Below are 25,938 nucleotides of genomic sequence, written 5' to 3'. Positions count from 1 at the left end.
ATATTAATACTCAAAACATTTGGAAAATAATTAATTTGCAAGTTTTAAATAATTTGTGATATTTTACAGTAGAACAAATTAATAATTAAAAAAGTTTTACTTAAGAGCTACCTAAAATCGGGGAAACCTCTAAAGCTAATAGATAAAATCTAAAAAATTTAAGAGCCTCTTTCGTTAACAGTAAATCTTGTAAATTTTACAAATATTTAATTTTCATAATTAAATTTGGATAACTACTTCCCGATACAAAAATTAGCAAAAATATTCCCCAATAAATCATCATTTGTGATCTCACCGGTAATCTCACCAAAGTGAAATAATGCTTGGCGAATATCTATAGCCAATAAGTCCCCAGACAGGCCAGAATCCAATCCGTATTTAACTTTTTCGATTTCCTCAAAAGCTTTTAAAAGGGAATCATAATGACGTGAATTAGTAATAATTGTATCATTATTTCTTAAGGCCCCCGTATTAACAAAGCTTAAAAGTCTATCTTTTAATAAATCCACACCTACTCCTTGTTTTGCTGATAATAGCTCTACATTTGAGATCTCGGATTTGAGGTTTGAGATTTCTTGCTCGGTTAGCTTGTCAATTTTATTGGCAATAACAATTAAGGGTTTTTGCGGGTATTTATTTTTAATTTTTTCTATTTCTATCTTAACGCTTTGAAATTTCTCACTAGAACCTGTTTTGGACGAAGTCGAAAGGTTAGAAATGACATTCGATTCAAAAAGGTAAACTACAACTTGCGCTTGTTCAATTTTTTCAAAGGTCTTTTTAATACCTATGCTCTCTACTACATCTTTAGTATCTCTTATACCTGCTGTATCTATAAACCTAAAACCTATCCCTCCAATTGATATTTCGTCTTCAATAGTATCTCTGGTAGTTCCTGCTATTTCACTTACTATAGCACGCTCCTCGTTTAAAAGCGCATTTAATAATGTGGATTTTCCTACATTAGGTTCACCTACTATCGCTACAGGAATGCCTTTTTTAATAACATTGCCAACAGCAAACGAATCTATTAATCTCTTAAGTACAAACGTAATCCGTTCTATTAAATCCTTAAACTGCGTTCTATCTGCAAATTCAACGTCCTCTTCTGCAAAATCAAGCTCTAACTCTATTAAAGATGCAAAATTTAAAAGTTCCTCACGAAGCCTCGCTATCTCTGATGAAAAACCACCACGCATTTGTTGCATAGCAATTTGGTGCGACGCTTCATTATCGCTAGAAATCAAGTCTGCTACAGCTTCTGCCTGGCTTAAATCCAACTTACCATTTAAAAAAGCTCGTAAAGTAAACTCGCCCGCAGTTGCCATTCTACAACCTTGACGTAAAAACAATTGAATGATTTCCTGTTGGATATAATTAGAACCATGACAAGAAATCTCAACAACATCTTCACCAGTGTATGAATTAGGGTTTTTAAAAACCGATACCAATACTTCATCTATAGTGCGACTATCGTCTATAATATGTCCCAAATGAATAGTATGGGTATCCTGTTCCCTTAATTGTTTTCCAGAAACCGATTTAAATCGGCTTTCTACGAAGCCTATAGCATCTTTCCCAGATAGTCTTATAATAGCAATAGCTCCAGCTCCCGACGGTGTTGCCAATGCCACTATGGTATCTTGATTAATCATCTTACAAAAGTACTAAATTTGAAATGCCAACACCTAGAAATTAAACTATAAAAAGATGTATTTTTAAAATGAAAAAAAAGCATTATCGATTAAGATTTTTCGCATAACAAAGGGGGTGGCGCCTTTTTATTACTCAAAAAACCAAGTATCAAACCCTTATTAAAAATAAACATTTAATAACATTTTAAAAAAAATGTTAACAATAACATAACACAAAACTCAAAATAAAGAATTATTCACAATAATGAAATCGAAATATATTTAACCTTGACTATAATACGCGCTCATAGTATATTTACGTTCTGTCATTTTTATAATCGTTGTGATATAAATTAACAGAAATTATAACTTCATTCTCCCAACCCTAAAAGAAGTATATAATAGTATATGAAAATTGCAGAATCTGATTTCTCAAGCCATATTGTAGAATCTGTAGAAAAAGAATTAGGAAACATATTCTTTTTTAAACACATAGCCGTTATAGAATTTAACGAAGGTGTTCACATTGATATAGAAAATTCATCTGAGTTTTTTGATGAGCTAATAAGCTATTTTGGTTACTCTAGGCCATTTGGTGTCATCGCTAACAGAATAAACTCCTATTCTGTAAAGTTATTGGATGCAGACCTATTTAGTAAGAAAATTAAAAACCTATGCTATTATGCTGTGGTAGGTCACAACAAAGCAAGCAAAATGAGTGCTGAAATTGAGAATAGATTCTGTAGTTCCAATAAAATTAATTATGATACTATTCACGAAGCCATGAACAGTATTTACAGTAAAGTAAAAAATGACATCTTACTTTCTTTACACTAGATAAATACCATTAAGACTTAATTTCTATTTGGTAATAAAAGAATTTTTTGAAACGAACTACTCCTACCTAGTTGGCAAACAGGCTCAAATCTTGAGTACTTCGGCTGCGCTGCATAAACTCTAGTCGAAAGGCTCACTACATGTTTCGCTCGTTCCTTTTTGACCTCTATTACTAAGGAGCTTATGGCAAAATATTAGAATAATTATTTGATTAAAGCATCATTAAACATCTTCTAGATTTATTAAAAAATATCATAGGTTTTAAAGGTTTTTTGAATATAATGCTCTCGAAATCTTTTAAATCATGGACATATTTCATAATCCATAATGATTGTGTTATAAAACATCTTCAACATTTTTAAGTAAAACACAAATATTTCTCAATATTAAGATTAAAATCAAAGAAGGTTATCAATCTATTTAACAAAAGGTTAAAATTTATACAAAAACATCAAGTATATGCAAATATACTATGCATTCATAGTATATTTGCAGGCTGAAAAATTTTAAAACAAATAAAGGCTTACCAATTAACAATCAAACTATTATAATTTCAACCAAAAACAATGAAAGTTTAAAAAGTAACATATCATAAATTAATGAGTATGAAAATAATTGAGTCTGAAATTTCTAACCATATTCAAAAAGTTAAAAAAAAAGAACTAGGAACTATCTTTTTTTTCAATCACATTGCCGTTGTTGAATTTAATGAAGGGGTACATATAGATATTAATAATGCTATCTCTTTTTTTGATGAATTCAAATCATATTTTGGAGAATCAAGACCATTTGGAGTCATTGCAAATAGAATATATTCATATTCCGTAAAACTTATGGATGCAGATCTATTTAGAAATCAAGCAAATAATTTATGTGCTTATGGTGTTGTGGGCCACAACCCTGCCAGCAAAATGAATGCTAAAATTGAAAACAATTTCTGCATCTCCGAAAAGATTGATTATGACACGCTATATGAGGCTATTAATAGTGTTTATAGTAAAGTTAAAAGTCAAATTATAGCTACATTAAACTAAATAAATACCATCAGGTTTAATTTCAATTTGGCGTTGTTTATATAAAGTACCAACAGCCTTTTTGAAATTTTTCTTACTCATTTGAAGCATTTCCTTTATAACTTCTGGGCTCGATTTATCTGTGAGATTTAAATAACCACTATTATCATGAAGTTCATTCATGATCCGTTCTGCATTAGGTTCAATATTCCTATATCCTATTTGTCCCAAAGAAATATCCAGCTTATTTCCCGGACGGATTTTCTTAACGATACCTTTTAACTTATCACCAATACTAAGGTCTGAAAAAATGGCATTCTTGTAAATCAGCCCAGAATGTGTTTTATTTACAATAACATTCATTCCTATGTCTGATGGATGCGATACAATTAAATCAACCTCATCAAATTCCTTTACAGTAAGATCTTTATTATCTAAAAAACGATTCGTTTTACTTGAAGCTACTAACCTATTCGTTCTTTCGTCCAGATAACAATAAACCAGGTACCAACCTCCTGGTTTCATCTTAAAAGCTTGTTCTTTAAACGGACAAAATAGTTCTTTAACTAGCCCCCAATCTAAAAATGCACCATAATCTGTTACTTGATTACAACGTAATAAGGCAAAATCATCACGTTTAATATAAGGCATGTCTGTAGTAGCGACCGGGCGCTCTTCATTATCCAAATACACAAAAACCTCTAATTTGTCCCAAATTTTAAAAGCCTCTGGCACATACCTATTTGGTAACAACACTTCATTATCTTCATCGTCAATTAAATACACCCCATGATCTGTTTCACGAAGTATCTCTAATGTATTTATCTGTCCTAAATGTATCATGCAGCAAAGGTAATAATATTAGACTGAGTCCAAACTATTTATATGAATAAGATAAGTATTAAAAAAAACAAAACCCTGAACTTGGTCCAGGGCAAAAAAACACTACAACAATTGTCATGTTTTTTAATATTTATATGAACTCATCTCGACTTTTTCTGTTTCCTAAAACCTGCCCCAGGCAACTACGTGTACCCACAAATATTAATGAATAGACATATTTAAAAAATAATGCGACATAAAAAGGCACCTATTAATTTCAAGAATTTTCCTTATCGACGAGTCTACCAAGCCAAAGGTTTGATAGGTTTCAAGCCTGTATGGCTTAAATCAGACTGAAAGTCTGATTTGCGTTTATGTTGGATATAGACCTCAACCACAAGAGACTCTATTCGTGTAAATTTGTGCAATTCGTGTCTTAACTATCGTTTGAGGCTCAGGGTTTAGTTTGCAATCGTAGTTTATATCAATTAAATTCCATAAAGCAGATAAGAAAAAATAACTTAAAAAAGATATGGGTACACCGTAGCTCTGACAGGTAGGAATGGTTTAAATTCGTTCATATTTCGTTACTTTTCTTATTCATATCGATACTATGACTTTCAAAAAGCGTCCTATCTGAACAAATTTTAGCTCATTTTAGTTCACTTAACTCTTATTATCATAAATCGGAGTTCATGAACCTTCGATTTCGGTTAAAAACAAAAAATCAAAATAAGTTCTATAAAAGATCTTACTAATAAACAGATTCTTTTTTAAAATGCTTGGTTAATAAATAATACACAACTACCCTATATTTATTACGGTTGGATTGACCATACTTATCCATCACATCTGCAATGACTTTATCTAAATCGGCACTGTCATTCAAGCCCAGTTTTTTAATTAAAAAATTATTTTTTACCGTGGCAAGTTCAGACTCATCAGAACCAGAAACTGTTGCAGAATCTGCATTGTAAATTGATGGACCACAGCCTATGGTCACTTTGGTCAATAAATCCATATCTACATGAACCCCGAATTTGTCTTTTAAATCTGCGGTATACTTTGCAATAAGCTCATCTCTTTTACTCATAATAATGTGTTTTGTGTGTTTTAAAATACTTGTATTGATACCTGTTAAAGATACCTATTATTTAGACTCAAAGCATGAGAGAATGTTACACATTATTCTCACCAATAAAATTAAAATAGTTTAAAAGCACTTCATCATTAAGGTTCTTTGGTGTAAAAATCTCTAATAATTTAGGCTGATTTCCTTCTCGATAAAATGAATGTAATGATGATTTCAATGCCTTTTCATCTGAAACAGATTTATATTTAAAACCATACATATGGCACAGATGTTCTGCTGTTAAATGATGATTTGTTTCAAAATAAGTATCAAAATTTTCGGTGTTTTTATGACCTGGAAGAATCCTAAAAATACCACCTCCTTGATTATTAATAACAATGATTCTAAAATTATCTGGAATATAATTATTCCATAACGCATTGCTATCGTATATAAAACTTAAATCACCTGTTATTAAAGTCGTTTGTTTTTTATTAGCAACAGCACAGCCAATGGCCGTAGCTGTACAACCATCAATACCACTGGTGCCACGATTACAAAATACGTCTAACGTTTTATTTAGATCGAATAATTGTGCGTAGCGTACTGTAGAACTGTTACCCAATTGTAAAATAGTACTATCCGGTATTGAACTCAATATAATATCAAAAGCTTTTAAATCACTAAAACCTATGTTATTCAAATAATCATTATGCTTAACAAGTCTTGATGCTTTTATATGGCTCCAATATGAATTATAATCACTTTTAACTAACCTGGTCTGAGGCAAAAATTTAGAAAAGAAATAATTTGGTGTGGTCTTCACAAAATGACTTAAACTAAAGAATGTATTATTTGCCTTGTTTAAATCTATGTGCCAATGTTGCTTCGGACTATACGCTCTTAAAAAGGCTTTTACTTTTTTTGAAACGATCAAACCTCCAAATGTGAGCAAAATATCTGGCTGTAACTTTCTAAAATCCTCGCTCCTTAAAGGTGCTATTAGCTTATCTATACTCGGAAAAAAGGCATCATGATGCAAATTTGATGTTGTTTCGGTAAATACAATCACACTATCATCTGCAGCTAAATTATCTAACCACCGTTGCTCTATTTGATTAGGTTGATTCACGCCAACAAGAACTATTTTTTTCGAAGCAGCGTTCCAGTTTTTTATACAGTCACCCAAAATGTAATCATCAATCTCCAACGGTTTGTTTTCTGGACCGATGGCCTTGGGCTTTACAGATAATTCATTAACCATAGTATACAACGGTTCATCAAACGGAACGTTAATATGCACAGGCCCATTTTTAAGAAGCGCTATATTTATAGCCTTATCGATCTCTTCTTCATTATATTCCTGAATGGTTTTTTTTAGCCCCGATAAGGTTTCAACCTTATTCTCCATACTTTTAAAAACAGGCAAGGCTTCTTCTATATCAATTTCGTCTTCTTTTAAATCAAGTTTTAAGTTTGATGAGTACAGCACATGATTTTCAAATACATTTTTCTGATTAATGGTTTGGCCATCTCCTATCCCAATTAAATGCTTTGGCCTGTCTGCAGATAGCACGACTAAAGGAATATCACTATAAAATGCTTCAGCAACGGCCGGGTAATAGTTTAACAGGGCGCTTCCTGAGGTACAAACAACGGCTGTTGGCTCTTGTAGCTGTTGTGCAATTCCTAAAGCAAAAAAAGCAGCACAACGTTCATCTACAATACTATAACATTTAAAATAATCGTCATTAGAAAAACCAATGGTTAGTGGTGCATTTCTACTACCAGGAGAAATAACAATATGTTTGATACCTTTCGCTTTACATAACTGTACAACGGTTTGTGCTAGTGGGATTTTTGGATAAATCATGTGGTAATAATCTAGCACAAAAATAAGAAATAGGTACAAATACCTAACTACAAAACGTTTTTAATTACTAAAGATTTAGATACGGTTTCCTCCCATTCTCTTTCTGGATCGGAATATTTTGTAATACCACCACCAACATAAATAATCGCTTTTGCTTCCTTTAGCTGCATGCATCTTAAGTTTACATACAATCGTGTACTTTTTTTATTTGTGGTGTAAGCCCTGTTTTCAATATTGCGTTTTGCAGATCTGGACTGCCTTTGGGTTACCATGTTCAACTCCCCTAAAAAACCCGTGTAAAATGCTCTGTGATAATGTTCATTATCTAAAATAAACTGCTTGGCACTTGGCTTGGGCAAACCACAAACTGCAGGTGTTGGGTGTAATAAGGAAATAACTTTTTTTAAATTTGATTCCGATTTCAACTGCGCAGAAATCATCGTTTTTAAATGTAACAAATTACCTGCTTTTACCGTCTCTACATCAGACACTTTAAACCTCTCAACTGAAGATCTTAAATTATCTATTATAAAATCGGTAACGAATTGTTGCTCTTGTTTTTCTTTATCTTGCCAAAGCACATCTAGAGTTCCTTTGTAATCTTGTGTTCCTGCCAATGCCATAATTGAAAACCTGCTACCTTCAATTTTTATGAGTGTTTCTGGCGTAGCTCCTAGCCACATCCCTACTTTTGGATGGTACCAACAGTATACAAATGCCGACTTATAAGCTAATAGGTTTTTAAAAACAGCTACAGGATCAGGTTCTGAAATGCTAATTGATTCCTGTCTGGAAAGCACTACTTTTTTAAATTCATTATCAGATATAGCTGCAATTCCCTTTTTAATTAGATTGAGGTGCTGCTGCTTTTCACTAAGGTTTTCAATAATTTCGAATCTCTTTTCTTTTACAGACGTTCCATGATCTTCTGAAACAAAATCCACTTGAATGTTTTCTGAATTCCCAAAAGGTATTAAAACTGTTTTTTCAGTATCATCAAATGGAGAAAACACAAAACCTTTTTCCGTGAAATCGCTTGTAAAATATAAATCACTAGTTTGTTGCAATAAACCGTTTACCCGAGTCTCATTTGGCTTTCTGTAAGCTACAAAAGGCAATTTGCTCTTGTATTGGGTTTCAATACGTTTAAAAAAGTCCAGCGTCATTAACGATCTTTTTTTGGTAAAGCAATAGTGGATAATTTACAAATTGAAATTAAATTATCAGCTTCATCCGTAACCCGTATATCCAATAATTGCGTCGTTCTACCTTTATGCAAAAAGGTCGCTTTGGCATACACAAACCCTTCTTTTATGCTTTTTAAATGATTCGCTGTGATCTCTATGCCCCTCACAAAGAATTTTTCAGTATCAATAAAAATATGTGATGCAAAACTACCAACACTTTCAGCTAGAGCAGCTGTCGCACCACCATGCAATACGCCATCAGGTTGATGTACTCTAGAAGTCACGGGCATTCTAGCTACTAAATAGTTTTCCCCAAAATCTACAACTTCAATATTCAAGGTTTCCATTAAAGTATTTTTACAAGCAGCATTAGCTCGAGCCAAAACTTTTTCCTTAGATAATTGCATAGAATAATTTATTTTTAAGAACTCGTACAAACGAGTCCAATATCTGAAACAAAAATACAAAACCAGTTTAATAAATGAATTCTAGCGAAAAAGAAATATCATATCAAACTACAAATACCTATTCTACTTTAAATATACTAACTGATGAAACAGAGCATGTTTGGTTGGTATGTCATGGTATGGGCTATTTAAGTCGTTATTTTTTAAAATATTTTAAAGAGCTAAATGCTAAAGAAAACTATATTATTGCGCCACAAGCAAGCAGCAAATACTATTTACATCCGCAGTTTAAACATGTTGGTGCTAGTTGGTTGACCAAAGAAAACACCTTAGCAGAAACCGAAAATGTGCTGCGTTACTTAGATGCCGTTTTAAAAGCTGAAAATATTCCAAAGGATAAGAAACTAATCGTTTTAGGATATTCGCAAGGCGTGAGTATTGCTACACGTTATATCGCTAAAAGAAAATTACAATGCAGCCAATTGGTGCTGCACTCCGGTGGTATTCCAAAAGAGTTGGTTGCAGATGATTTAAAATTTTTAAAGGCTAAAGTATCGCTAGTCTATGGAACCAATGATGCCTATTTAAACAAAGAACGTATAGAAGTTGAAACTGAAAGGGCCATTGAATTATTTGGGAACGATATAAATATAATTCCTTTTGATGGTATTCATGAGGTTAATGTAAAATTGATTAATGGTTTTGTTTAAATGCCAACTTGCGCGGGCATCTTATGATGCTAAAACAGCATTATAAATTCCTAAAATTGTTCTATTATTCTATTCTTTTGCCTGTTACTTCTCGTCCGCCTTGCAAAAGCGTGACACCAGCTACCTCTCCCTTGTCATTCTTATTAAAAGCTAATTGTGCATCGACCACTTTTAAGTAAAATACATTATCAATAATAAAAGAGTTTGATTGTCCGTAATTTGTCATAAACCTAAAAATATATTGTTTTTGTCATCCCGAGGCGACGAGGGATCTCATCGATTATTAACAGATTCTTCACTATAGCCTGTACTGAGCGTAGTCGAAGTATTCTGAATGACAAAAATATCATTATGCATGATTACGGACATTCAGTTAAAAGAGTATTATAATAGTTTTTTTAAACAGTAAATAATTTGATTTCATAAGTTAACATTTTGATTGATCAACCTTGATATAGAACTCATAAGACATAAAACAACCAAAATAAGTTACATAATATATCAATAATTCTTAAATTCATTTTTAGTGAACATGATGAACCATTACTATTCAGCAAGTTTGGAAAAGTTTCTATCTTGATTACTAAATACATTTGCAATACTACTTATACCAAATGAATTTTAAAATGATTGGTAATAAATTTGAATTATATTTTCTTTAGATGTGATAAAAAACATAAGCATAGCCTAGTTATGGTTATGTTTTTTATTGAAATATAAAGGAAATAGTAATCGAAGATTCACGAACTCCTATTATAAGAATAAATGATAGTGAGCTAAACGGATTTAACCTGTTGTTTTGAAGTTTATTTGGTATTAATCAATACTTTAAAAATGACACAGAAACAAACCAACAAAGCATTTTATGAACAAAAGCTAAACTTAATTATTGAGTACATTCACAATAATCTGGATAGTAAAATAGATCTAAAAATGCTGGCAGGGATCTCACATGTTTCACCGTTTCATTTTCATCGTATTAGTAGAGCGCTTTTAGGAGAACCCATTGGAACATACATTTCTAGAACCCGTATAGAAACTGCTGCTAAAATGATTCGTTATACCTCTTTAGATATTGAAAGCATTGCCTATAATGTGGGTTTTGAAACACCGTCGTCCTTATCTAAAAAATTTAAAAATCACTTTGGAGTGTCCCCTACTGCGTATCGTAAAAACAAATTATTCACAATTAAAAAAATGAACATTATGGGAACAACATTCAAAACTGAAAACAAACAAAGTCTAAACATTAAAAAACCAAAAATTCTAGATATAGAAGACAAAAAATGCATCTATATTCGTATGCAAGGGGCTTACCAATCTTTAGATTACCCTGCTGCCTGGAAAAAACTTTGGGAGCAAGTAAAAGAACAAAAGCTATTCACAGCAGGGATGGAACATATAGGCTTGCCATATAATGACCCTAAAATAACCGACGAGGACAAAATTAGATATGATGCTTGTTTGGTTATACATAAAAACGCCAAAGCCACTGGCAATATTGGAGTTAAGACACTTAAAGGAGGTAAATTTGCAGTGTTTTTATACCAAGGCAGCTATGAATTTTTCGCAGATGTTTACAATTATATTTTTAACGAATGGCTATTGAATAACGATTACCAATTACGTGATGAGGTTGTTAGGGAAAAATACATTAGCAATCCAGAACGTGTAGAACCGCATAAATTAAAAACAGAATTTTATTTACCCATAAAATAGACCTTATAACCAATTATTAGTTTCATCGAGTTTATATTAAAACTTCATCATGAAACGCATCCCTCCTTTTAGTTTTTTAACCAAAAAAGAGTTGAAATTTGACCAGATAAGGTCATTTTTGACAACTATTGCAGAGCTACATTTAATTATAAAATTAACAGCATGCTTATCCAAATTAATAAGGGCTTTATCTTTAGCCCTTCCCTTGGAAAATCCATATATAGCTAAAAAAATGGTTCTTAATCAAAGAAAACTGTAGTTCATCAAGTAATTATGGACTGCATAGATAATATTATCTAAAATTACGATCAGGAATCTTAATAGTGATTTAAATGAAAATAATTGTTACCCTTATATTGGTGTCCTTTGCAGGTTTGTGTAGTGCTCAATCTATTTCGACAGATGATAAACTACATTTTGGAGCTGGTGCCATAATATCAGCAACTACATATACCGTGGTCTATACCACAACTAAAAATAAGAAAAAGGCTTTTTGGTATAGTTTAGGGACTTCTGTATTAGCAGGTCTTGCCAAAGAAGTTTATGATAGTAGTAAAGAAATTAATCGGTTTGATACTGGGGAGCTAGTGGCAACCTCTTTAGGGGGTTTGACTGCAAGTGCTACCTTAAGCCTATTTGTTGGAAAAAATAAGAGTAAAAGAAACGCTAAAATTGCTTTGGTCAATTAACCAAACGATTAATTATTTCTTTTGTTGGTAGAATGGCTTTAGTATGTTCGATACTTGGTCCTGCTACCCAAACCGTTTTATAGGTTGCTTTTGTAGCCGCATTTTTAGTGGCATTCATACCAATGGAGAAACGAATCATTTTCACCCACTTTTTAAGCTTTTTATTTTTATTTAAAACCGATTCCAACCACGTTTGTTTTGTACCGATCTTTTGAACATAAGGAGTATTTATCACGGTGCATGGCGTTCCTGAAATACGCTCGGTCATAACAATATCATCTGCACCATATGTAACACAGGCTTGTTTATATTCATCGGTAACATTAGCTTCAACAGAAGCTATAAAAGGACTTCCTACCGATACGCCTGCGGCCCCATAACTTAACATTTTGTCTATATCGGCTTTAATACCTACACCTCCAGCAGAAATTATAGGAATATTACAATTTGAACTTAATTCTTTTATTAAATCTTCCGGCGATTCACCACCTCGATGGCCACCGGCCTGATTATTTACGGCTATAATAGCATCAGCTCCAAGTTGTTCTACCTTTTTTGCAAATTTTAAATCGACCACATCACAGAATACTTTAATTCCGACTTTATGTGCCCGATTGATTGTTTCCTCTGGGCTTCCTAAGGATGTGATAATAAAATCGCAACCCATTTCGCAAAGAACTTCTAACTGTCCTTTATATTTTACATTCGATTTATTAACGATTAAGTTAAACCCGAAAGATCCTCCTTCTACGCTATTTGCCTTTAATTCTTTTATTGCTGCTCGTAATTCTTCAAGTGTTCTATAGTTTAACGCAGGAATACAACCAGCAATACCACCTTTCATAGCCTCTTTAACCATGGCAACGTTAGAAACTAAAAACATAGGTGCTTGAATAACTGGGTACTTTATATTTAAAAGTTCGGTAAGTTTAATAGCCATGGGTCAAAGTTTGAACAAATATAATAATTATTATGCATGCATAGTTATTTTTAACGATACTATACTTAAATTAATATCATTTCCCTTATAAAATGCTGTTCTTAAAACAGGAAGACGAAGTAAAAATAAAAAAGACGATAAAATCATCTAGATATATAAATCCTTTTATGTTAAAAAAGCACCTAATTAGAAAATTTATAATACCCACATTTTAGATAAGCGCCTTCTGTAAACCCAATAGGGTGATCTAAGTCGTGATTCGTTTTTAATATTACTTTAAAACCTCTGTTAGATGACAATAAAACTTGTGAATTAATATCGAAAAAAGCTTGGGATAAAACTCTAGATGAGCAAGATGCCAACACTAACAATCCATTTTTGGCAGTTAGTTTTTCTCCTAATTGAGCTAATTGGGCATACTTTTTCTTAGCTAATTCAATTTCTGAAGCTTGTTTTGCAAAGCTTGGAGGGTCTATAACAACGACCTCAAACGTGATCTTCTTTTTGATGAGTTCTTTAAGCACTTCAAAAGCATCACCAGCAATCGTTTTATGCTTACCAGTATAATGGTTCAGTTTTCCATTTTGTATGGCTATTTCCAATGCCTGCTTACTAATATCCAGACTTGTAACTTCTTTAGCACCATTATATAACGCATGGACAGAAAACCCTCCAGCATAGGAAAAAACATCTAAAACTGTTTTACCTTTACTCCAGGCCCCCACTTGCTTTCGGTTAGCCCGGTGATCTAAAAAATAACCTGTTTTATGACCTTTGATCACATTTGCAGAAAATTTTACACCATGCTCAATAAACTGAACGACGTCATTCCCTAAAACCCCGAAAACGACTTCACCATCTTTTAATTGATGCTTTTTAGATTGTTGCAACCCGCGGCTTAAACGAATAACGATAGTATTAGCATTAGAAACTACCTGCACACTTTTTAAAATAGATTCTAAATAAGGCAACCAAATCTCGGAATATAATTTTACCACTAAAACAGCATCATAAACATCAGCAATTAAACCAGGGAATCCGTCATTTTCTCCAAATAACAAGCGATAACTGGTCGTGTTTGTTTTTAATAAATCTAATCGTTTCCGATACGCTTCTTCTATTTTGTGATGAAAAAAACTGGCATTTATTTCTGCTTTTGAGGAATCGTTATGAATCATTTTAATGCGAATAGGTGAATGGGCATCATACAGACCTAAACCAATAACGCTATTTTTATTCTTACCAAAAATAACCGCTAAATCCCCTGTTTTGGCTTCACTATTAATCTTTACTATATTATTTGAAAAAACCCAAGGATGTTTTTTAACCACAAATTGTTCCCCTTTAGCATTTAGTTTAACGGCTAAACGCTTGGGTTTGTAATCTGATTTAATTTTAGAAGAAAAAGACATACTTAAACATGGTTAGCTTAAAAAAAATAGGGCATTAATCCAATTCAAAGGAAAAATCATTAAATGACGTTTTACTCCATGCTTTGTTTTGCGTTTCCGGTGAAATGGCAAAAAATGGAGAAAATGTATGCATTTCTACAGTTTTTTTATCGGGTAAGAACTCAAGTATACGCAGCCAACCATTACCGCCATTCCCGTTCCATCCGCCACCCAGTGCTTGTGCATTAAATGTTATTTGATTCACTTTTTTACCAGCATGATTTATATCAGTTCTGTAACCAACATGTGCTTTAAAGTCATTTGGCGCTCCAATATGTCCAGAAAAAACCATTTGAATATTTGTTGATGGTTTAACTAACTTTTCCCAAATTGCCTTTCCATAATTACCATCTTTAATGGGGTAGTTCTCTTTTTCAATATGCTCATTTTGAGCATTCAAATAGGAGTGTGTTAATACTACAATGGTATGATTTTTATATTCCTTTCTACTCGTTAGGCTTTGGCCCCACTCAATAACGGTCTCTCTTGGTGCAAATTCCAGGTTCAAAAAGAGAAATTTGCGGTCATGGGGAGAAATAAACTCAAAAGCCGAATTTTCCAAGGTAGGTATGCCATCAATATTATAAGTCACTTCCCTAAGAAGTTGAGCATTTAACAAGTTTCTATGGGCTGGAAAATATGTATTATAATTTGATTTTCTGTTTTCTATATTTTTATAACCAAAATCGTGATTTCCGGCGGCTAGTATATAAGGCACTTTTCCATCTAATTTATCAAACGCTCTTGATATGGCCATCCACTGTTCCCTGCTTGGTCTATTCCCATTAATATTATCGGTGACCAAGAGCTCATTTTGTTCTACCAAATCACCTGTACACAATACCATTTTAATATTTAGAGTGTTGATATTTTCTTCAATCCATCCCGTCATAAGTTCAAATACCCCCTGATTTCGTCCAAATTTCATATAAGATTGCGGATCTGGCAATAAAATTAATGTCCAAGAATCCGGATTAGAAAGCTTAGGTGGTTTGTAGGCTTCTTGTGAATAAATAGGATTTATTAAAAGGAAAAATAAAAGTAGTCCACTAATATTTTTAAAAACAGTCATAACGCTTCTACTTGAAAATAATTGAGTCGTAAATATACTAGGATTTTATAAGTTTAAGAACGACTAACTAAATTTAAAAATTACAAACCTCTAATATATTTTGATTACTCTGTTTTACTGAACTCACTTAAATCAAAAAACGCAATCAAATAAATGATTGCGTTTTTTTAACATCTATATTTAACCTTTTGGTTATTTTCTATATGAGACCCTTCGGCTCTGCTCAGGACAAGCTACTTGACTTCTTCGAAGTCTACGTCTTCTACATCACTGCCTTCAGCCTGAGTCTGTTCTCCTGCTCCTGCATCTGGTCCTGGTGCTCCCCCTCCTTGTGCCTCAGCTTGTGCTTTGTACATTTCTTCAGAGGCTACTTTCCAAGCTTCGTTTATTTTATCTAATGCAGGCGTGATCACTTCTAAATCCTTAGTTTCGTAAGCTTTCTTCAAGGCTTCTAAAGCGGCTTCTATGGGTTGCTTTTTATCATCCGATAATTTATCACCAAACTCTTCTAATTGTTTTTCCGTTTGGAAAATCATAGAATCTGCCTCGTTTAATTTCTGAGCACTTTCAGCTGCTTTTGCATCTGCCTCGGCATTCGCTTCAGCATCAGCTTTCATTTTTTCAATTTCTTCTTCCGTTAATCCTGAAGAGGCCTCAATACGGATATCTTGTGATTTATTGGTCGCTTTATCTGTAGCAGATACTTTAATGATACCATTAGCATCAATATCAAACGTTACCTCAATTTGTGGTGTGCCACGTCTTGCTGGTGGAATACCATCTAAATGGAAGCGCCCAATGGTTTTATTATCTGCCGCCATAGCTCTTTCTCCCTGCAATACATGGATTTCAACTGATGGCTGATTATCTGCTGCTGTAGAGAATACTTGTGACTTTTTAGTCGGGATTGTTGTATTTGCTTCTATAAGCTTTGTAAATACATTACCCATGGTTTCTATACCAAGAGATAATGGAGTTACATCCAAAAGCAATACATCTTTTACATCTCCAGTTAAAACGCCTCCTTGTATTCCAGCTCCTAATGATACTACCTCATCTGGATTTACACCTTTACTTGGTGCTTTTCCGAAGAATTTCTCAACAGCTTCCTGTACAGCAGGAATACGTGTAGAACCTCCTACTAATATCACTTCATCAATATCGCTTTTTGATAAGCCTGCCGCTTTTAAAGCAGATTGACAAGGCGCTATAGTACGCTTTACTAAATCGTCAATTAATTGCTCAAATTTAGAACGTGTTAATGTACGTACCAAGTGCTTTGGGCCACTGGCTGTAGCCGTAATATATGGTAAGTTGATCTCTGTTTGTGCAGAAGACGATAATTCAATCTTAGCCTTTTCAGCAGCTTCTTTTAAACGTTGCAAAGACATAGGGTCTTGTCTTAAATCCATAGACTCCTCTGCTTTAAACTCATCTGCCAACCAGTTGATTATTTTTTCATCTACATCATCACCTCCTAAATGTGTATCGCCATCAGTGGAAAGCACTTCAAAAACACCGTCTCCTAGTTCTAGGATAGATACATCATGTGTTCCGCCACCAAAATCAAATACAACAATTTTCTGGTCTTTGCCTTTTTTATCTAAACCGTAAGCTAATGCTGCTGCTGTAGGTTCGTTTATAATTCTACGAACTTTTAAACCTGCAATCTCTCCAGCTTCTTTAGTCGCCTGACGTTGTGAATCGTTAAAATATGCCGGCACAGTAATGACTGCTTCACTTACATCTGTTCCTAGGTAATCTTCTGCAGTTTTCTTCATTTTTTGAAGAATCATGGCCGATAATTCTTGAGGTGTGTATAAACGACCGTCAATATCCACACGAGGTGTATCATTATCTCCCTTTACCACTTTATAAGGTACACGCTCTGCTTCTTTCTTAGATTCAGAATATTTATTTCCCATAAAACGTTTTATAGAATAAACCGTTTTTGTTGGGTTAGTAACTGCTTGACGTTTTGCTGGATCACCAACTTTAATTTCGCCGCCTTCTACAAAAGCTATAACCGATGGCGTAGTACGCTTACCTTCTGCGTTTGGGATGACAACAGGTTCGTTACCTTCCATCACAGAAACGCAAGAGTTGGTTGTTCCTAAATCGATTCCAATAATTTTACTCATAATATTTTATTTATACTTTTATTTATGTTCAATGTTCATTTTTAAACTCGACTTGTAATAGTCAATCATTATGCCATTTGAGAAATACTGACAAGCTGTCATTTATAACTCATATATTTTAAAGAATAGACTTAGATGGAGCAAAACAAATCAATAACCAACTAAGCACATAAGCCCCTTTGTTATTAGAACAAAGATTTGATCGTAACTAACTGACAAGCTAAAAATACTTATAAATATGATTTTCTTTAAAAAACATGAATCATTTAAACAGTCATATAATATGTCATTTTCACATTAAAAGTTAAGACATCTAACCGTAGATTTCTTACTAATTATGGCTATAGAAAGACTTCAAAATATATTCGATAATTTTAATCGGACAGCAAGGTAAAACAATTTATATTTGCACTACTAAAACGATATAGGGGCATGGAATGTATTTCTGTTTTTGATATGTTAAAGATTGGTATTGGACCATCGAGTTCGCATACCCTAGGACCTTGGAGGGCTGCAGAAAGATGGATTAAAGAACTAAAAGATAACGATACTTTTGATACCGTTGAAAAAATATCTGTAGATCTCTATGGTTCCTTATCATTAACAGGTAAAGGCCATGCAACAGATTATGCTGTCATGCTTGGGTTAAATGGTGCTGATCCGGAAACTATGCCTATAGAAAATATTGCCTCTGTTATTTCTGAAATCAAAAAAAGCAAAACCTTAAGCTTTAACAACGAAAAGCCCATCACTTTTAATACTGATACCGATATTGTGTTCAATAGGGATTTTTTGCCATTTCATGCAAACGGATTAACCTTTACAGCTACCATAAATGGAAAAAATGCAAAATCTACTTTTTATTCTATCGGTGGTGGTTTTGTAGTTAAGGAAACTCTTGAAAATTCTAAGAAAAATTTTGAAATTAAACGTTCTTTTCCCTACCATATTGATAAAGGCACAGAACTTTTACAATTTTGCAAAACTTTGGGCAAATCGATCTCTGAAGTTGTTTTAGAAAATGAAAAGTCGCTTCGTTCGGAAAAAGAAATAGATAAAGAACTAAAACGCATTTGGGATACCATGCTCGAATGCATATATATTGGTTGCCATACAGAAGGTAATCTTCCTGGAGGACTAAATGTAAGACGTCGTGCTTTTGATATGCACCAAAATTTAAAAGGTGATATTGCTTATACAAACCCTGTTGAATGGGTTTATGCCATAAGGGATACGGAAGTTAAATTTCGACAGATCTTAAAATGGGTGAGTTGTTTTGCGCTTGCTGTAAATGAAGTCAATGCTTCTTTGGGCAGAGTTGTTACTGCTCCTACTAACGGAAGTGCTGGCGTTATTCCTGCCGTTTTATTATATTATTTAGTGATTGAAAATCACGATGCTAATTTTGAAGATATTAAGCGTTTTTTATTAGTTGCAGGCGAAATTGGTAGTATCTTTAAAAAAGGGGCAACCATTAGTGCAGCCATGGGAGGCTGTCAAGCAGAAATAGGTGTATCATCAGCGATGGCCTCTGGTGCGCTATGTGAACTTTTAGGAGGCACTCCGGAACAAGTACTGATTGCTGCAGAAATAGCTATGGAGCATCATTTAGGATTAACGTGCGACCCTATTGGAGGCCTGGTACAAATACCATGTATAGAGCGTAATGCCATGGGGGCCATTAAAGCCATAAACGCTGCTGAAATGGCTTTAAATACAGATCCTAAAAATGTAAAGGTGCCACTGGATAAAGTAGTGTCCACCATGTGGGAAACTGCAAAAGATATGCATACAAAATATAAAGAAACTTCTGAAGGAGGCTTAGCTGTTGGAGTAAATCTAACAGATTGCTAGATAAAAGGCAAGCAGTATTCAGTGGCAGTAAGCAGTTCGCACCATATAACCATAATGCTCTTAGCGCCTTTGCAGCTTAGCGTGATATTTTAGTATACAGTGTTCAGTGGCAGTAAGCAGTTCGCACCGTATAACCATAATGCTCTTAGCGCCTTTGCGTCTTCGCGAGAAACATATTTCAGTAGGCAGTGTTCAGTTAACAGTATTAAGTTGGCAGTATTCAGCTTCAATTTCAACTTCATTCTTTAACCTCTTTGCGCCTTGGCAACTCAACAATTAAACGGTTAAACGGTTAAACGATTAAACAACTAAACAAAAAACCTATTCCCCACAAGTAGATTTCCTCCGAGTATCGATCAAGTAAATGATTTTCCACTGATCACCATCTTTAAATAACTGAAACGAATTAACACCACAGTGACTAAATGTGCCATTAAACCAAAACTCGTAAGGCGTCCATACATTTGCCATATTGCCGTCCACCTGAATGCTGTAATCCAATAAACGCTCGTCCCATTTTTGGTCATCTGGCCTGTTTGCAATGGCTTTTATAAATTTTTCAGAATCATCCGTAACCAAAATATCCTTTCCTTCCTTATTTCTATAAGCAGTTTGCATGAGTATCTTATCCATCATAACAGATGTCATAAGAGCTGTATCTTTTTTATGAAATCCTTCAAAAAATGTATTTACTGCAACTTTTACTTGAGCTTGCTCATCTTTTTGAGCATATATAACAGATGTCATTAAAACGAATAAATAGAATATTGTTCGAACCATAGGATGTGAATTTTAATTAATACCAATTTAACTTTGAAATCGAGCATAAGTAAAAAGAAATGGTTTTTATGTGCTATTCAAAGTTAAATACCTATAAATGTAGGACAACCTATGCAATGATGGCACATCTTAAAGAAAAGTTTAACATATACCATATAATGCAACATATAACTCGTTTGTTATTCACTTTTATGCATCATAAAATCAATCGTATCTATGACTATGATTGATTTTTATGCTTTGAACCAGTAAACACTCATTCAAATTATTTATATCGCATTTTATAACAAAACTGGTATAATTCATTACTTTTACGTACTATTTAAAAAATCAGAAAAATTATGTCTGTAGCTAAAACAGAGTACAAGCGCGTCACAGTAAAAACATTGGTTGACATGAAAGCCAATGGTGAAAAAATATCGATGTTAACTGCTTACGATTATACAATGGCAAAAATTGTTGATGGTGCTGGTATCGATGTGATACTTGTTGGTGATTCTGCAAGTAATGTCATGGCCGGACATGAAACCACATTGCCAATTACTTTAGATCAAATGATTTACCATGCATCTTCTGTAATTCGTGCCGTATACCGTGCTTTAGTAGTTGTGGATTTACCATTTGGCAGCTATCAAAGCGATCCCAAAGAAGCCTTGCGGTCTGCTATTAGAATTATGAAAGAAAGTGGTGCACATTCGGTTAAATTAGAAGGAGGCAAAGAAATAAAAGACTCTATTAAACGCATATTGAATGCTGGTATCCCAGTTATGGGACATTTAGGCTTAACACCGCAGTCTATATATAAGTTTGGTACTTACACGGTAAGAGCTAAAGAAGAAGAAGAAGCCCTGCGCCTTATTGAAGATGCCAAAATGCTAGAGCGCATTGGGTGTTTTGCTATTGTACTTGAAAAAATACCTGCCAAACTTGCTAAACAAGTCGCAGAAAGTGTAACTATACCTATTATAGGTATTGGTGCAGGAAATGGTGTTGACGGCCAAGTACTGGTATTGCATGATATGCTAGGAATGACCCACGAATTTAACCCTCGTTTTTTACGCCGTTATATGAATTTATATGAAGATATGACCAATGCGATCTCTCAATATGTTGATGATGTAAAAAGCCTTGATTTTCCAAATGATAGTGAACAGTATTAATTTTAGTAGGCAGTGGGCAGTAGGCAGTAGGCAGTAGGCAGTAGGCAGTAGGCAGTAGGCAGTAGGCAGTAGGCAGTAGGCAGTAGGCAGTAGGCAGTAGGCAGTAGGCAAAATTAAATTATTTGTGTATTAGTGATTAAAAAAATGATTTTAAAATTTAAATCAACCCTAAAAATCCAACATGTCTAAAATTGTCTCCAATAAATCCAATCTACAAGTTCTTTATGAAGACAATCACATTATTATCGTTAACAAACGGGCGGGAGATATTGTGCAAGGCGATAAAACAGGAGACAGGCCCTTAAGCGATGTCGTAAAAGGATATATTAAAGAGAAGTACAACAAACCTGGCAATGTATATTTAGGGGTTGTTCATCGCTTAGACAGGCCTACTACAGGTCTTGTTATTTTTGCAAAAACAAGTAAAGCATTACCCAGACTTAATAAACTATTTCTTTCAAAGGATATAAAAAAAACATACTGGGCCATAGTAAAAAACACGCCTTCTAAACCTGAAGGAACTTTAATAAATTGGCTAAAAAAAAATCCTAAAAACAATAAATCCACTGCGTATACAAAAGAGGTTAAAGACAGTAAAAAAGCTGTTCTTCACTATAAATCGTTAAAAACGTTAGACAACTATTATTTGCTTGAAATTAATTTAGAAACAGGCAGGCACCATCAAATACGATCTCAATTATCCAACATAGGATGCCCCATTAAGGGCGATCTAAAATATGGTTTCGATAGAAGTAATAAAGATGCTAGTATTCATTTACATGCTAGATATATTGAGTTTATCCATCCCGTTAAAAAAGAGCTGATAAACATTTCTGCGCCATTGCCAAAAGACGCCATTTGGGATGCTTGTTCCCCATAAAACCAATTAAACTTTAAATAATACCAATTAACAAATAAAATAAGCCAAATAATTCGATTAGTTCACTATCTATCTTTCATTTTAAAAATAGAAGTTCATGAATCTTCGATTTCTTTATTGGTATAATTTGAATATCTTTATAAAAAACACTTTTGGATACCATACCCATAATACTTTCAAGACAAAGGGATTTTTTCAAGTCCCAAAAAATGAAAGATGTCCCTTATAGACTATCACTTTTAAAGGCGTTAAAAAAAGAAATAATTGCTAGTGAACATGCTATTTACGATGCTTTAAAAAAGGATTTTAAAAAACCGGAATTCGAAACTTTTATTAGCGAATTTGGATTAGTTATGTCCGAGTTGAACTTGGCCATTAAAAACCTTAAAAAGTGGGCAAGACCAAAACGAGTAAGATCATCGATATTAACATTTCCTGTTCGAGACTATATCTATAAAGAACCTTACGGAAACATATTAATTATCGCCCCTTGGAACTATCCTTTTCTATTAGCAATAGAGCCTTTAATCATGGCCATCGCAGCCGGAAATACGGTTATTTTAAAACCCAGCGAGCTCACTAAGCACACATCACAGCGCATCGCAGATATCGTTCAAAGGACATTTCCTGAAGCTGTTGCAACAACCATTGAAGGTGGTGTAGAAATTGCTACAGAACTATTAGCCCAAAAATGGGATTATATATTCTTTACGGGGAGTGTTCCTGTTGGAAAAATTGTGGCACGTGCTGCCGCTAAGCATTTAACACCTGTTACTTTAGAATTAGGCGGAAAATCGCCCTGTATTATTGATGACACGGCTAATTTAAAACTGGCTGCTCGACGCATATCCTGGGGGAAGTTTTTAAACGCTGGCCAAACATGTATTGCTGCCGATTACATCATTATAAAATCTAATATTAAAGATGTTTTCATTGATGCTTTAAAAATCGAAATTGTTAAAAGATATGGTGATAATCCAAAAGATTCTAGCGATTTACCTAGAATTATCAATAAGAAAAATGTGCAACGAATCGCAGATATGCTAGCAGGTTCCCAAGTCATTTTTGGTGGTCATGTTGATGTAGAAAATTGTTACATAGCTCCCACACTAATTGACACCCCCCATTTAGATAGTAAAATAATGCGTGATGAAATTTTTGGTCCTGTTTTACCTATTCTAACTTATGATACCGAGCAGGATATTGAACATATTATTTGGAATGGCAATAAACCTTTGGCGCTCTATGTGTTTTCAAAAAATAACACTTTTGTTGAACAAACTATAAAAAAATACAATTTTGGTGGCGGTGTAGTAAATGATTTATTGATCCATTTTGGAAATCACAGATTGCCTTTTGGAGGTGTTGGAGCCAGTGGCATGGGAGCTTATCATGGAAAAACGGGTTTCAATACATTTTCACACCATAAAGCCATATCCAAACGAGGAAATTGGCTCGATCCAAGTGTGAGATATGCACCCTATAAAGGGAAATTGGGACTCTTAAAAAAAATGTTTAAATATTTCTCTTAAATAAAAAAATTCTTGAAACCGACTATCCCTCGAGGAATTCTTTAGATCCACTAGGAAATGGGATAATCCAATAGTAATTGTACACCTTCATTTGGTTTGGACAACAGCTCAAACTCTGCATTAATTAATAATGCCCTACTCTTCATGTTTATTAACCCCGAACCTTTTTCTATCCCATTCATATCAAAGCCCTTACCATCATCTGTCGCAATGATCATCAAGCTTTTTGTTTGATATTCTATGGTAATAGCTATATTTTCGGCCTCAGAATATTTTACCGAATTAGATAAAAACTCCTGTATTATCCTAAAAATAATGATCTCATGTTTTCTGTTTGTAAACTCTATTTTCTCACCTACTGTCTTAAGTTCGGCAGAAATGAACTTCATCTTTTTAAGTCGGTCTAACTCATTTGTGATAGATTTTTCAAAACCAATATTTAAAACAACTTCGTTATTCAATGTTTTTGAAAGCGCTCTTACTTCAGACAAACTATTTTTAAGGGCCTCGGTAGTATCCTTAAATTTATCCTTTATATCGTCGGCTACCTGCATTTTTAAAATACTTAGTTGCATACTCGCAAAGGATAATAATTGACCAACATTATCGTGCAATTCCCAGCCTATATTCTTAAGGGTTTGTTCTTGTATTTCGGTTTGAGCTTGTGCTATTTCTTCTTCAAAAGCCTGTTGTTGCTTTATTTTATCCAACAGCAATTTATTCTTTCTTTTTTGAAATACAACAAAAAAGATAATGACCAATGACGTTACAACTACTAAAACGGCAATCATATAAATCAATAAATAGCGTTCAGCAGGTGTACTTGCTAATTGTTGTCCGGTTTGCACCATATTAAAGCAAATGTAAAAGTTAAATACATAAATATATTAGCAAATAAGAAAATTTCCCATTGCAAAAAAATAAAATTCCAATCTCTATTAGGGTTCCCTACTTCATAAGCAAAATAAACATCATAAAAATCTAAAGGCGTAATAATTAACCACCAGATAAATATGGCGAAACTGATATAGAAATTTATAGATCTATAAAATGTTAATACCTTATCACTTTGCAAGATCTCAATAAAATAAAATACGGTACACAGTAATATGATGATAGCACTAAGAATACTCAAGATTGGGAAAAACTTATAAAAAAAGGCATCCCAATTTAAAATAATGTAGATGATAGAAAAAAAGAAATACGCATACCCAAAAAACTTAACAATAGCCCTTGACCTCTTAGTTTTTAAAATTTCATGGTAATAAAAAGAAAAAAATAAAATGGCGCCTATTTGCCAATAAGATGTAGCCCACCAATGGTTCTTTTCAAAAACAGTTCCTATAAGAAAGCTAAACATTTTTTCAGGGTGAACGTACCATGTATAAAAACTGAAAAAATCACAAATGGTTAAATAAACTAAAAAATATATAAAATATTTAGCAGCTGTAAATTTGTACTTTTTATAAAGCAACAAACCTGTTACAGCTGCTAACGATTCTGTTATAATTGTAAGAGTATAATAATTCTGTTTTATAAATTCTTCCACAAAAAATTATTGAGGGTAGCCACCAGAGCCTCCACCACCTCTATTCAGAGGAGGTGTAGGAATATCTTCCTCTTCATCACCTCTTAAACTAGATGGAAGCATACTAGCTGTGTCATGTAATTTTTTACCCGTAGGTACTATAAACATGGTCGTTAAATTCTTTTTACTTGATCCGGCATTTTCTCCATAAACACCTAAATAAACACGAATACCAGTCATATTGTATCCTAATCTTTCGGCTTCATTTTTTGAGTAAGCCAAATAATTTTCAATATCCTTTAACTTCCAGGAAGTCCAACGATTATCTTTTTTTCTTCCTTGTTGCTGTGCTGCAGAATCTACTGCTGCTTCTCTGTACTCAGTCCAATTATTATTTAAGTTTTGGGCTCTGTCCCTTTCAATAACACCATCTGGTATTTCAAATTTTGTTGACATTGATTTCACATCAATGTCCATTGAGCAAAAATAATACGTTAATACGGCTCCAATAATAAATCCCAAAATAATGTAACTAAATTTCTTCATGTTTTTAGTATGGTTGTAGTTAATAAATAGCTAGCCAAAAATAAGAAAAAGATTTAAAAGCGTCGTATTTTTGCACAATTAGTAAGGCCTT

At 33.5% G+C, this 25,938-nt stretch carries 24 protein-coding genes; 9 read left to right on the top strand and 15 right to left on the bottom strand.

What is annotated here, in order from left to right:
* Positions 1-233: 233 nt before the first annotated feature.
* Complete coding sequence (mnmE, locus tag PQO00_RS09230; protein WP_274184558.1) at positions 234-1,655, bottom strand: tRNA uridine-5-carboxymethylaminomethyl(34) synthesis GTPase MnmE; 1,422 nt, start codon at positions 1,653-1,655, stop codon at positions 234-236.
* A gap of 387 nt (positions 1,656-2,042) precedes the next feature.
* On the opposite strand from mnmE, the gene PQO00_RS09225 reads away from it, so the two are divergent.
* Positions 2,043-2,471 (top strand): hypothetical protein, encoded by a 429-nt coding sequence (locus tag PQO00_RS09225; protein ID WP_274184557.1) that lies wholly within the window; start codon positions 2,043-2,045, stop codon positions 2,469-2,471.
* A 605-nt stretch (positions 2,472-3,076) separates the two neighbouring features.
* Entirely contained in the window at positions 3,077-3,505 is a 429-nt protein-coding gene (locus PQO00_RS09220) for a hypothetical protein (protein WP_274184556.1), read from the top strand.
* Here the strand turns inward: PQO00_RS09220 and PQO00_RS09215 are convergent.
* The 5 genes from PQO00_RS09215 to PQO00_RS09195 form a co-directional block, all read right to left on the bottom strand.
* Positions 3,497-4,327, bottom strand: coding sequence for a S1 RNA-binding domain-containing protein (locus PQO00_RS09215; protein ID WP_274184555.1), 831 nt, complete (start codon positions 4,325-4,327; stop codon positions 3,497-3,499). The genes PQO00_RS09220 and PQO00_RS09215 overlap by 9 nt on opposite strands.
* Positions 4,328-5,060: 733 nt before the next feature.
* Positions 5,061-5,399 (bottom strand): DUF2853 family protein, encoded by a 339-nt coding sequence (locus PQO00_RS09210; RefSeq protein WP_274184554.1) that lies wholly within the window; start codon positions 5,397-5,399, stop codon positions 5,061-5,063.
* An 85-nt stretch (positions 5,400-5,484) separates the two neighbouring features.
* Positions 5,485-7,251 carry a 2-succinyl-5-enolpyruvyl-6-hydroxy-3-cyclohexene-1-carboxylate synthase gene (gene menD / locus PQO00_RS09205; protein ID WP_274184553.1) on the bottom strand — a complete coding sequence of 589 codons (1,767 nt, stop codon included), beginning with the start codon at positions 7,249-7,251 and terminating at the stop codon, positions 5,485-5,487.
* 47 nt (positions 7,252-7,298) lie between these two features.
* On the bottom strand, positions 7,299-8,417 hold the full coding sequence (locus PQO00_RS09200; protein ID WP_274184552.1) for a chorismate-binding protein: 1,119 nt from the start codon (positions 8,415-8,417) through the stop codon (positions 7,299-7,301).
* Positions 8,417-8,845, bottom strand: coding sequence for a PaaI family thioesterase (locus PQO00_RS09195; protein ID WP_274184551.1), 429 nt, complete (start codon positions 8,843-8,845; stop codon positions 8,417-8,419). The genes PQO00_RS09200 and PQO00_RS09195 overlap by 1 nt, the downstream gene beginning before the upstream one ends.
* Positions 8,846-8,919: 74 nt before the next feature.
* Here PQO00_RS09195 and PQO00_RS09190 point away from each other — a divergent pair, with 74 nt between their 5' ends.
* Positions 8,920-9,555: an alpha/beta hydrolase gene (locus PQO00_RS09190; protein WP_274184550.1), complete on the top strand. Its 636-nt coding sequence runs from the start codon at positions 8,920-8,922 to the stop codon at positions 9,553-9,555.
* A gap of 64 nt (positions 9,556-9,619) precedes the next feature.
* On the opposite strand, the gene PQO00_RS09185 is transcribed toward PQO00_RS09190, so the two are convergent.
* Positions 9,620-9,781, bottom strand: a complete 162-nt coding sequence (locus PQO00_RS09185; protein ID WP_274184549.1) for a hypothetical protein — start codon at positions 9,779-9,781, stop codon at positions 9,620-9,622.
* Between the two features lie 608 nt (positions 9,782-10,389).
* Here PQO00_RS09185 and PQO00_RS09180 point away from each other — a divergent pair.
* Positions 10,390-11,274, top strand: a complete 885-nt coding sequence (locus tag PQO00_RS09180; RefSeq protein ID WP_274184548.1) for a GyrI-like domain-containing protein — start codon at positions 10,390-10,392, stop codon at positions 11,272-11,274.
* 332 nt (positions 11,275-11,606) lie between these two features.
* Positions 11,607-11,963: a hypothetical protein gene (locus PQO00_RS09175; protein WP_274184547.1), complete on the top strand. Its 357-nt coding sequence runs from the start codon at positions 11,607-11,609 to the stop codon at positions 11,961-11,963.
* Here the strand turns inward: PQO00_RS09175 and PQO00_RS09170 are convergent.
* The 4 genes from PQO00_RS09170 to dnaK all read right to left on the bottom strand — a co-directional run bounded on the left by PQO00_RS09170 (position 11,956) and on the right by dnaK (position 17,567).
* Positions 11,956-12,903, bottom strand: coding sequence for a nitronate monooxygenase family protein (locus tag PQO00_RS09170; RefSeq protein ID WP_274184546.1), 948 nt, complete (start codon positions 12,901-12,903; stop codon positions 11,956-11,958). The two genes, PQO00_RS09175 and PQO00_RS09170, sit on opposite strands and share 8 nt — an antisense overlap.
* A 182-nt stretch (positions 12,904-13,085) precedes the next feature.
* Positions 13,086-14,315 carry a class I SAM-dependent rRNA methyltransferase gene (locus tag PQO00_RS09165; protein WP_274184545.1) on the bottom strand — a complete coding sequence of 410 codons (1,230 nt, stop codon included), beginning with the start codon at positions 14,313-14,315 and terminating at the stop codon, positions 13,086-13,088.
* A gap of 34 nt (positions 14,316-14,349) precedes the next feature.
* Positions 14,350-15,426, bottom strand: a complete 1,077-nt coding sequence (locus PQO00_RS09160; protein ID WP_274184544.1) for a metallophosphoesterase — start codon at positions 15,424-15,426, stop codon at positions 14,350-14,352.
* A gap of 233 nt (positions 15,427-15,659) precedes the next feature.
* Complete coding sequence (gene dnaK / locus PQO00_RS09155) at positions 15,660-17,567, bottom strand: molecular chaperone DnaK (RefSeq protein ID WP_274184543.1); 1,908 nt, start codon at positions 17,565-17,567, stop codon at positions 15,660-15,662.
* Positions 17,568-17,999: 432 nt separating this feature from the next.
* Here dnaK and PQO00_RS09150 point away from each other — a divergent pair, with 432 nt between their 5' ends.
* Positions 18,000-19,421, top strand: coding sequence for an L-serine ammonia-lyase (locus tag PQO00_RS09150; RefSeq protein WP_274184542.1), 1,422 nt, complete (start codon positions 18,000-18,002; stop codon positions 19,419-19,421).
* Between the two features lie 321 nt (positions 19,422-19,742).
* On the opposite strand, the gene PQO00_RS09145 is transcribed toward PQO00_RS09150, so the two are convergent.
* Positions 19,743-20,201: a nuclear transport factor 2 family protein gene (locus tag PQO00_RS09145; RefSeq protein ID WP_274184541.1), complete on the bottom strand. Its 459-nt coding sequence runs from the start codon at positions 20,199-20,201 to the stop codon at positions 19,743-19,745.
* A gap of 341 nt (positions 20,202-20,542) precedes the next feature.
* On the opposite strand from PQO00_RS09145, the gene panB reads away from it, so the two are divergent.
* The 3 genes from panB (at position 20,543) to PQO00_RS09130 (ending at position 23,773) form a co-directional block, all read left to right on the top strand.
* The gene (panB, locus tag PQO00_RS09140; protein WP_274184540.1) at positions 20,543-21,361 is read left to right on the top strand and encodes a 3-methyl-2-oxobutanoate hydroxymethyltransferase; all 819 of its coding nucleotides are present in this window, start codon (positions 20,543-20,545) and stop codon (positions 21,359-21,361) included.
* 181 nt (positions 21,362-21,542) lie between these two features.
* Positions 21,543-22,241: an RluA family pseudouridine synthase gene (locus PQO00_RS09135; protein WP_274184539.1), complete on the top strand. Its 699-nt coding sequence runs from the start codon at positions 21,543-21,545 to the stop codon at positions 22,239-22,241.
* Positions 22,242-22,393: 152 nt separating this feature from the next.
* Positions 22,394-23,773, top strand: a complete 1,380-nt coding sequence (locus PQO00_RS09130; RefSeq protein ID WP_274184538.1) for an aldehyde dehydrogenase — start codon at positions 22,394-22,396, stop codon at positions 23,771-23,773.
* 50 nt (positions 23,774-23,823) lie between these two features.
* Here PQO00_RS09130 and PQO00_RS09125 read toward each other — a convergent pair whose 3' ends face one another.
* From PQO00_RS09125 to PQO00_RS09115, 3 genes are read right to left on the bottom strand one after another with little or no spacing between them, the layout of a single operon-like run.
* Complete coding sequence (locus PQO00_RS09125; protein WP_274184537.1) at positions 23,824-24,624, bottom strand: sensor histidine kinase; 801 nt, start codon at positions 24,622-24,624, stop codon at positions 23,824-23,826.
* Positions 24,600-25,322, bottom strand: a complete 723-nt coding sequence (locus PQO00_RS09120; protein ID WP_274184536.1) for a hypothetical protein — start codon at positions 25,320-25,322, stop codon at positions 24,600-24,602. Before PQO00_RS09120 ends, PQO00_RS09125 begins: the two co-directional genes overlap by 25 nt.
* Before the next feature lie 6 nt (positions 25,323-25,328).
* A complete protein-coding gene (locus PQO00_RS09115; RefSeq protein WP_274184535.1) occupies positions 25,329-25,847 on the bottom strand; it encodes a hypothetical protein in 519 nt (172 codons plus the stop codon).
* Between the last annotated feature and the right edge of the window lie 91 nt (positions 25,848-25,938).

It is taken from the genome of Flavivirga sp. 57AJ16, assembly GCF_028736925.1.
GTDB lineage: Bacteria > Bacteroidota > Bacteroidia > Flavobacteriales > Flavobacteriaceae > Flavivirga.
Note: the sequence above shows the minus strand (reverse complement) of the source record. Positions and strands in the feature narration are given on the sequence as shown.